The following is a 6,654-nucleotide window of genomic DNA, read 5'->3' as shown; positions in this document are numbered from 1 at the left end:
CGTGCGTGCCTATACTGCGGCGGCACACCGCCACGGGAGACCACCATGACCGAAGCCTTCGTCTACGACGCCATCCGCACGCCGCGCGGCAAGGGCAAGAAGGACGGCAGCCTGTACGAGGTGAAGCCGGTGGACCTGCTGGCCGGCGTGCTCACGCAGCTGCAACGCCGCAACGATTTCGACACGGCCCAGGTGGACGACGTGGTGATGGGCGTGGTCTCGCCGATCGGCGAACAGGGTTCGGTGATCGCCAAGGTGGCGGCGCTCAAGGCCGGCTGGGATTTCCGCTGCGCCGGCGTGCAGCTCAATCGCTTCTGCGCCTCGGGCCTGGAGGCGGTGAACATGGCGGCGCAGAAAGTGCGTTCCGGCTGGGAAGACCTGGTGGTGGCCGGCGGCGTGGAGAGCATGAGCCGGGTGCCGATCGGCTCGGACGGCGGCGCCTGGGCGCAGGACCCGCAGACCAATTCGGTGACGGCCTTCGTGCCGCAGGGCATCGGGGCCGACCTGATCGCCACGCTCGAGGGCTTCAGCCGCGAGGACGTCGACGCGTTCGCCCTGGAGAGCCAGCAGCGCGCCGCGCGGGCCCGCGAAGGCGGCCACTTCGCCGGATCGATCGTGCCGGTGAAGGACATCCTCGACCAGACGCTGCTGGACCAGGACGAATTCATCAAGCCGCACACCACGCTGGCCGGCCTCGGCGCGCTCCGGCCCGCCTTCGAGCAGCTCGGCGCGATGGGGTTCGACGACGTGGCGATCGGCCGCTATCCGCAGGTGGAACGGATCCGGCACGTGCACCACGCCGGCAATTCGTCGGGCATCGTCGACGGCGCCGCGGCGGTGCTGATCGGCAGCGAGCAGGCCGGCAAGGCGCACGGCTTCACGCCGCGCGCACGGATCGTCGCCGCCGCGCTCTCGGGCGCGGATCCGACGATCATGCTCACCGGCCCGATGCCGGCCACCCGCAAGGCCCTGGCCAAGGCCGGCATGACGATCGACCAGATCGACCTGTTCGAGGTCAACGAGGCGTTCGCCGCCGTGCCGTTGAAGTTCATGCGCGAGCTGGGCGTGCCGCACGAGAAGGTGAACGTCAACGGCGGCGCCATCGCGATGGGCCACCCCCTGGGCGCCACCGGCGCGATGATCCTGAACACGCTGATCGACGAGCTGCACCGCCGCCAGCTGCGCTACGGACTGGCGACCCTGTGCGTCGGCGGCGGCATGGGAATCGCGACCATCGTCGAGCGGATCTGAGGACGGCCCATGAACACCATCGACTACGAGCTGCAGGACGGAATCGCGACCATCACGTTCGACGAGCAGGGCTCGCCGGTCAACACGATGTGCGCGCAATGGCAGGCCGACCTGGCCGAGGTGACGGCGCGGGTGGTGCGGGAGCAGGCGCAGCTGCGCGGCATCCTGCTGGCCTCGGCCAAGCCCACGTTCTTTGCCGGGGCCGACCTCAAGGGCACGATGCGGCTGCAGCCCTCGGACGCGCCGCGCGTGTTCCACGAGATCGAGCAGACCAAGAAGAACTTCCGCGCGCTGGAGACGCTGGGCAAGCCGGTGGTGAGCTGCCTGAACGGCTCGGCCCTGGGCGGCGGCTGGGAGGTCGCGCTGGTCGGCCACCATCGGGTGGCGGTCGACGATCCGAAGATCCAGTTCGGCATGCCGGAGATCACGCTGGGACTGATCCCGGGCGCCGGCGGCATCACCAAGATGACGCGGCTGCTTGGCCTGATGGGCGCGCAACCGTACATCCTGGAGAGCAAGCTGTTCGACCCGCGCGAGGCGCTGCGGCTCGGCCTGGTGCACGAGCTGGTGGCGGCGGCCGGCGACCTGCGGCCGGCCGCGCTCGCCTGGATCGAGCGCTGCGCCAGCGGCGCGGCGCCGGCGCGCCACCCGTGGGACGACCCGGACTACCGGATGCCCGGCGGCGCGCCGAGCCATCCCAAGATCGCCGGGATGCTGGCGGTCGCCCCCGCCGTGCTGAAGCAGAAGACGCGCGGCCTCTATCCGGCGCCCGAATACGCGCTGGCCGCGATGGTGGAAGGCGCGCTGGTGGACTTCGACACGGCGCTGCGGATCGAGTCCCGCTATCTGGCCAGGCTGATCGTGAGCCCGGTGGCGAAGAACATGATCAACACCTTCTTCTTCAACCTGAACGCGATCAAGTCGGGCCAGTCGCGGCCCAGGGTCGCCGAGCGCTACCGGCCGCGGCAGGTCGGCATCCTGGGCGCCGGGATGATGGGCGGCGGCATCGCCTACGCGCAGGCGAGCCGCGGCATCGCCACGGTGCTGCGCGACGTCAGCCTGGAGAAGGCGCAGGCCGGCCGCGACTACAGCCGCAAGGCGACCCAGGGCCGCGTCGCCACGGGCCGCATGAGCAGCCAGGAGCAGGAAGCGCTGCTGGCCCAAATCACGCCCACCGATTCGGTGCAGGCGCTGCAGGGCTGCGACCTGATCATCGAGGCGGTGTTCGAGAACCGCGAGCTGAAGGCGCGGGTGACGCAGGAAGCGGAAGCGATGCTCGCCCCGGGCGGCTTCTTCGCCAGCAACACGTCGACGCTGCCGATCTCGGGACTGGCGAAGGCCAGCCGCGCGCCGGAGCGATTCGTCGGCATCCACTTCTTCAGCCCGGTCGACAAGATGAAGCTGGTGGAGATCATCCGGGGACGGCAGACCAGCGACGAGACGGTGGCCCGGGCCTTCGACTACGTGCAGGCCCTCGGCAAGATCCCGATCGTCGTGAACGACTCGCGCGGCTTCTTCACCTCGCGCGTGTTCGGCACCTTCGTGATGGAGGGCGCCGCGATGCTCGGCGAAGGCATTCCGGCGGCAGTGGTCGAGCATGCCGGCACCCAGGCCGGGATGCCGGTCGGGCCGCTGGCGGTGCTCGACGAAACGGCGCTGTCGCTGTCGGTGCACGTGCTGGACCAGACCCGCGCCGACTACCGCGCCGAAGGCGGCACCTACATCGCGTCGGCCGGCGAACTGCTGGTCGAGCGCATGGTCAAGGAGTTCGACCGCAACGGCCGCGCCGCGGGCGCCGGCTTCTACGAGTATCCGGCCGAACCCGGCGCGAAGAAGTACCTGTGGCCCGAGCTGAAGCGCCTGTTCGAGCAGCCGGGCATCCGCTGGGACATGCAGGAGCTGCAGGACCGCCTGCTGTACCGGCAGGCGGTGGAGACGGCCCGCTGCCTGGCGGAACGCGTGCTGACCACGGTCCACGACGCCAACGTCGGCTCGATCTTCGGGATCGGCTTTCCGGCCTGGACCGGCGGCGCGCTGCAGTTCATCTACGGCATGGGCATCGAGCCGTTCTGCCGGCGCGCCGCGCAACTGGCCGAGCGCCACGGCCCGGGCTTTGCCCTCACCGGCACGGTGATCGACGCGATCCGCTCGCACCAGCCGACGTATTGAGCAGCAGGAGAACGCCATGGCCATCACGGCCGACCACATGACGCGGCTGGCGCCGCCGGCCGCGATCCAGCCGGACGCGGGCGGCGGCGCCCTGCCGGCGGAACTGCAGGCACGCTTCGCCGTGCAGCAGCAGGCGTTCGCCGGAGACGGCTTCCCCAGCGGCGCCGCCCGGCTGGACCGGCTGGAGCGCCTGCGCCGGCTGGTGGAAGAAAACGAGGACCGCTTCGCGCAGGCGATCTCGGCCGACTTCGGCCACCGGGCCCGCGAGGAAACGCTGATCGCCGAGGTGTTCTTCGTGCTGGCCGGGCTGGCGCACGCGCGCAAGCACCTGGGCCGGTGGATGAAGCCGCGGCGGGTGGCCACCTCGTTCCACTCCCTGCCCGGCTCGAGCTCGATCGTGCCGCAGCCGCTGGGCGTGATCGGCATCGTCAGCCCGTGGAACTATCCGCTGCAACTGGCGCTCGCGCCCGCGGTGGCGGCGCTGGCCGCGGGCAACCGGGTGATGATCAAGCCGAGCGAGCTCACCCCGCGCTTTTCGGAACTGCTGGCCCACAGCATCGCAGCCGCGTTCGCGGCCGACGAGTGCACGGTGATCACGGGCGACGCCGATACCGGACGGGCGTTCGTGCGGCTGCCGTTCAACCATCTGTTCTTCACGGGCTCGACCGCCGTCGGCCGGCAGGTCGGCCTGGCGGCCGCCGCCAACCTGACGCCGGTGACCCTGGAGCTCGGCGGCAAGTCGCCGGCGATCCTGGACCACAGCTGCGATCTGCCGGACAGCGCGCGCAAGATCGCCGCCGGCAAGCTGTTCAACGCCGGGCAGACCTGCATCGCGCCCGACTACGTGCTGGTGCCGGCCGCGCAGCAGCAGGCGTTCGTCGACGCCTTCACGCTGGCGGTTGGCGAGCTGTACCCGACGCTGGAGCGCAATCCCGACTACACCAGCATCGTCAACCAGCGGCACTACAGCCGGCTGGAAGGCCTGGCGGACGACGCGCGCCGCGCCGGGGCCCGCGTGATCGAGATCAATCCGGGCGGCGAGGCCCAGGAGCCGGGCTCGCGCAAGATGCGCCCCAAGCTGGTGCTGCAGGTGACCGGCGAGATGAGCGTGATGCGCGAAGAGATCTTCGGGCCGCTGCTGCCGGTGATCGGGTACGAGCAGCTGGGCGATGCGCTGGCCTTCGTCAACGCGCGCCCGCGGCCGCTGGCGCTGTACTGGTTCGGGCGCGATGCCGCGCGCGAGGAGCAGGTGCTGCGCGACAGCATCTCGGGCGGCGTGACGGTCAACGACGTGCTGCTGCACATCGCGCAGGAGAACCTGCCGTTCGGCGGCGTCGGCGACAGCGGCATCGGCGCCTACCACGGCGAGTACGGCTTCCGCTTGTTCTCGAAGGAGAAGCCGGTGTTCCGCCAATCGCGCTTCGGCGGCACCGCCCTCACCCGCCCACCCTACGGGCAACGAAGCGCCTGGGTGATCGCCGCCCTGAAGCGGCTGGTCTGACGGCCCGGCGCCAGCGGCGCCGTCCTACACGCCGGTGGGCTGTTTCCTGAGGCGCTGTCGAGCGGTGCGGGCTCTACCATGGCGCTCGGTTCCATCGCTGCCCAGGAGGCTTCCGTGCATCGTGCTTCGCCCGCGTCGCCTTCCCATCGTCCGATCTTCGATGCGCCCGGCCAACCCTGGCGCGGCATCCTGCGCCGCGGGACCCGGACGGCGCCGCGCCAGCAGCTCCTGCCCGGCCAGGGCCAGGCGGCCCTGGTGTTCCCCAGGTACGGTGCCGGCCCGGAAAGCACACTGCGGCTGCGCGGCGCGCTCGACGGCGCCGGCTTCCGCAGCTTCGACTGGGGCTACGGCACCGACACCGGCCCGCGCAGCGGCAGCCTGCGCAACCGGCTGCGATACCTGGAAGAAAAAGTGATCGACCTGTTCGAGGCCGAGCGCCAGCCGCTGACCTTGATCGGCTGGGGCTTCTCGGGCCTGTATGCGCGCGAACTCGCCAAGCGGGTCACTCCGCTGGTGCGCCAGGTGATCACGCTCGGCACGCCGTTCAACGCCGGCGCCGGCGAATGCGCGATGCTGCGGCCGCTGCACGACCAGTCCGGCCGGGTGCCCGAGGCACTGCAGCGGCAGTTGCGCGAGCGCCCGCCGGTGCCCTGCACCTCGATCTACACCATGGGCGACGGCGCGGTGCCGTGGCAGATGTGCGTGGCGCCGGAATCGCCCGGCTCGGAAACCATCCTGGTGCCGGTGGCGAGCCACCGCCAGCTGGCCGACCACGCCCTGGTGCGCGAGATCATCGCCGACCGGCTGGCCCAGCCCGGCGGCGACTGGGCGCCCTTCGCCGGCTGAGGCGGGCCCGGGCCGGCACCGGCCCTACGGCAGCCCGGCGCCGGGCACCTCGACCCGCATCCGCCAGATCGCGCCGCTGCGCTCGCGCAGCGACTGCTGCGGGGTGACCATCACCCGGCCGGTCAGCACGAACAGCGTGCGCCGGTCGGGGCCGCCCAGCATGCAGGCGACCGCCTGGCCCTCGGTGGGAACGCGATGCGTGATCGCCCCGCCCTCCTGCACCCGCATCACCTCGCGCGAGACCGGCGACGCCAGCCAGACCGCACCCTGCGCGTCCAGGCAGATGCCGTCCGGCGCCACGCCGCGGCCCGCCAGCTGCGCCCACACCCGGCGCTGCGCCAGGCTGCCGTCCGGCCGCACGTCGAAGGCGGTCAGGCGCTGCCCGTAGCTTTCGGCGACGATCAGCGTTCGCCCGTCGGGGCTGAGCACGGTGCCGTTGGGGAACTCCAGGTCGCGCGCCACCACCTGCGGCGCGCCGCCGGGCGGCACCATCACCAAGCAGGTGGCGGCGAACGGCGCGCGCCCGTGCAGGTCGAAGCCGAAATTGCCGATGTAGGCGCGCCCCTGGGCATCCACCAGCATGTCGTTGCAGGGGCCGGCGGCCAGCGCCGACAGGTCGGCCACCGCCGCCAGCGCGGTGCCGTCCAGCCGCAGCAGGCGCCGGTCGTTCATCGAGACCACCAGCAGCCGCCCGTCGGGCAGCCAGCCCAGGCCCGACGGCTGGTCGGGCACCTCCACCACCGCCTCGACCCGGCCATCGCCGGCAACCCGGCACACGCGCCGCTGGTAGAAGTCGGAAAACCACAGCGCGCCGGCATGCCACCTGGGAGATTCCGGAAATGCGAGTTCCTTGACGAAAGGCTCCAGGCGGGGCGGCGTGCTCATGG

General features: G+C 71.6%; 5 protein-coding genes. 4 read left to right on the top strand and 1 reads right to left on the bottom strand.

The features are described 5' to 3' along the window. The first annotated feature begins 45 nt into the window (after positions 1-45). The 4 genes from VNT59_RS06755 (at position 46) to VNT59_RS06740 (ending at position 5,767) form a co-directional block, all read left to right on the top strand. Entirely contained in the window at positions 46-1,251 is a 1,206-nt protein-coding gene (locus VNT59_RS06755) for an acetyl-CoA C-acetyltransferase (protein ID WP_325497554.1), read from the top strand. Positions 1,252-1,260: 9 nt separating this feature from the next. Further along, on the top strand, positions 1,261-3,420 hold the full coding sequence (locus VNT59_RS06750) for a 3-hydroxyacyl-CoA dehydrogenase NAD-binding domain-containing protein (protein WP_325497553.1): 2,160 nt from the start codon (positions 1,261-1,263) through the stop codon (positions 3,418-3,420). Between the two features lie 37 nt (positions 3,421-3,457). Further along, entirely contained in the window at positions 3,458-4,921 is a 1,464-nt protein-coding gene (locus tag VNT59_RS06745; protein WP_325497560.1) for a coniferyl aldehyde dehydrogenase, read from the top strand. Positions 4,922-5,035: 114 nt separating this feature from the next. After that, positions 5,036-5,767 (top strand): alpha/beta hydrolase, encoded by a 732-nt coding sequence (locus tag VNT59_RS06740; RefSeq protein ID WP_325497552.1) that lies wholly within the window; start codon positions 5,036-5,038, stop codon positions 5,765-5,767. 24 nt (positions 5,768-5,791) lie between these two features. Here VNT59_RS06740 and VNT59_RS06735 read toward each other — a convergent pair whose 3' ends face one another. Next, positions 5,792-6,652 (bottom strand): SMP-30/gluconolactonase/LRE family protein, encoded by an 861-nt coding sequence (locus tag VNT59_RS06735; protein ID WP_325497551.1) that lies wholly within the window; start codon positions 6,650-6,652, stop codon positions 5,792-5,794. Positions 6,653-6,654 lie beyond the last annotated feature (2 nt).

Source organism: Ramlibacter sp. (assembly GCF_035554825.1).
GTDB lineage: Bacteria > Pseudomonadota > Gammaproteobacteria > Burkholderiales > Burkholderiaceae_C > Ramlibacter.
The sequence above is the reverse complement of the archived record's forward strand: the minus strand, read 5'-3'. Positions and strand labels throughout refer to the sequence as shown.

Coding starts and splice junctions, on each gene's coding strand:
- VNT59_RS06755 (WP_325497554.1), top strand. CDS start 46: ATGACCGAAGCCTTCGTCTACGACGCCATCCGCACGCCGCGCGGCAAG.
- VNT59_RS06735 (WP_325497551.1), bottom strand. CDS start 6,652: ATGAGCACGCCGCCCCGCCTGGAGCCTTTCGTCAAGGAACTCGCATTT.
- VNT59_RS06750 (WP_325497553.1), top strand. CDS start 1,261: ATGAACACCATCGACTACGAGCTGCAGGACGGAATCGCGACCATCACG.
- VNT59_RS06745 (WP_325497560.1), top strand. CDS start 3,458: ATGACGCGGCTGGCGCCGCCGGCCGCGATCCAGCCGGACGCGGGCGGC.